Source organism: Staphylococcus sp. HMSC14D10 (genome assembly GCF_001808125.1).
Taxonomy (GTDB): Bacteria; Bacillota; Bacilli; order Staphylococcales; family Staphylococcaceae; genus Staphylococcus; species Staphylococcus haemolyticus.
In genome coordinates, this window is the sequence record NZ_KV792235.1 from 1 (window position 1) to 2,486 (window position 2,486).

The following is a 2,486-nucleotide window of genomic DNA, read 5'->3' on the forward strand; positions in this document are numbered from 1 at the left end:
TTGGACTCATCAGTCCGATTTGACGTAGAGCCAATAATCAACATAAGAGTCGCGCAACGTCATTCGTTATTACTCATCAGTGCTACTTACTTAAATGTATAAGCTCTTAAATCTACAAATAACATGTTATTTGTAGTATTGGGCAACATCGCTACGTAATAATCTTCAGACTTCTTCAATAAAATTTAATACACTGTTTCAATAATTAATAAATAAATAAGCTTCTCCTTCCTCTTCTCTTATTTAAGAGAAGGAGTGGTTTAGAGTGTGGGAAGTATAATAAGTGTGTGAGTCTATTAGTGTCTCATGCACTTATTTTATTTATCTATGTTAGTTTTGTACATAAACATGGAATTGGAACTTTAATTTTTGTATTGGTATAGTATAATATAAAGGTATTTTATAGGACTGGATTGTTTCGAATGATGTGAATTGTTCGAAACTTCATTTTTTTAATTATAGAGTGCAAAATATAAGGAATTAGACTGAAGGCACTCTAAAATATAGAGTAAGTTGTCGGAAGTAGAAAGGATGAGTCGCTTGATACGAATGAGTGTATTGGCGAGTGGTAGTACGGGGAATGCCACTTATGTTGAAAGTGATAAGGGCAGTCTATTAGTAGATGTTGGACTCACTGGCAAGAAAATGGAAGATTTATTTAGCCAAATTGATAGAAATATAAAAGATTTAAACGGCATTCTAGTTACTCATGAACATAGTGATCATATTAAAGGATTAGGTGTGCTTGCGCGTAAATATGGTTTGCCGATTTATGCGAATGAGAACACTTGGAAAGCAATTGAGAAGAAAGATAGTAAAATTCCAATGGATCAAAAATTCATATTCAATCCTTATGAAACAAAATCTATTGCAGGTTTTGATATTGAATCATTTAATGTATCTCATGATGCAATTGATCCACAGTTTTATATTTTCCACAATAACTATAAGAAATTTACGATGATTACAGATACAGGCTATGTGTCAGATAGAATGAAAGGTATGATTCAAGGCAGTGATGCCTTTATGTTTGAGAGTAATCATGATGTGGATATGTTACGCATGTGTCGTTATCCTTGGAAGACGAAGCAACGTATTTTAAGCGATATGGGACATGTGTCTAATGAAGATGCAGGATTAGCGATGACTGATGTCATTACAGGTAATACGAAGCGCATTTATCTTTCACATTTATCACAAGATAACAACATGAAAGATTTAGCACGTATGAGCGTTAGTCAGGTGCTAAATGAACACGATATAGATACTGAAAAAGAAGTGCTATTATGTGATACAGATAAAGCACAAGCTACACCGATATATACATTGTAATTATTTAGACGAACGACCTACTTACAAAATTAGTATTTGTGAGTAGGTTGTTTTTTAATTTATTGAGTTAATTATCTAATAATTTGGACTATACATGATTATTCAAAAGGAACCTTATAATAACAATATTTAGCCTGAATCTGTGAATAAATATTTAAGACTTACTTAAAGTTATCCCCAAAATTGAATGAAGTTATCCACTTTTGTGTATAATACACACAGAAATACTCACATTATTCACAGACTTATCCACATATATACAAGGGTAGTCACATAAAATGGGGATACTTTTTAAAAATATAGCTTAATTCGTATACATTACTGTTATAATTAGAGGGAATTCTGTTAACAAGTTGATAACTTGTGGATAAGTAGGATAACTATTAATATCTATGGAGGATTTTATGAAGATAACAATCTTAGCTGTGGGTAAATTAAAAGAAAAATATTGGAAACAAGCTATATCAGAATATGAAAAAAGACTAGGTGCTTATTCCAAAATTGAAATTATTGAAGTACCCGATGAAAAAGCACCTGAAAACATGAGCGATAAAGAAATTGAACAAGTGAAAGAAAAAGAAGGACATCGACTACTAGCTAAAATCAAACCTCAAGCAACAGTCATCACTTTAGAAATTCAAGGAAAAATGTTGTCCTCAGAAGGATTGGCTGAGGAAATGCAACGACGCATGACACAAGGACAAAGTGATTTCGTCTTTGTCATTGGCGGATCAAATGGATTGCATGAAGACGTCTTAAAACGCAGCAACTACGCACTTTCATTCAGCAAAATGACATTTCCACATCAAATGATGCGCGTCGTCTTAATAGAACAAGTATATAGAGCATTTAAGATCATGCGAGGCGAAGCTTATCATAAATAAAACTAAAAATTAGGTTGTGTATAATTTAAAAAGTTAATGAGATGTGGAGGGATTACATATATGAAATATTGGATTATACCTTGCAATATCATATGATGTTTATAGAGTGTTTAATAAATCACTTTCAACTATTGATGATCTAGAATATATAATAAACGGTTCTGTTGCAAAGTTAGAAAAATATAGCTAATTACTATTTTATCATGTCGTTGTTCCCTTAACTGGCTAACATATGCCTAATTTCGTGGCATGGCGAAAATCCGTAGATCT

At 32.2% G+C, this 2,486-nt stretch carries 2 protein-coding genes; both read left to right on the forward strand.

Annotated elements, in window-relative coordinates; genetic code table 11:
• Positions 1 to 531 precede the first annotated feature (531 nt).
• Positions 532 to 1,332 (forward strand): MBL fold metallo-hydrolase, encoded by an 801-nt coding sequence (locus tag HMPREF3134_RS01585; protein ID WP_011274380.1) that lies wholly within the window; start codon positions 532 to 534, stop codon positions 1,330 to 1,332.
• A gap of 404 nt (positions 1,333 to 1,736) precedes the next feature.
• Positions 1,737 to 2,216, forward strand: coding sequence for a 23S rRNA (pseudouridine(1915)-N(3))-methyltransferase RlmH (rlmH, locus tag HMPREF3134_RS01590; protein ID WP_053036347.1), 480 nt, complete (start codon positions 1,737 to 1,739; stop codon positions 2,214 to 2,216).
• The last annotated feature ends 270 nt before the right edge of the window (positions 2,217 to 2,486 follow it).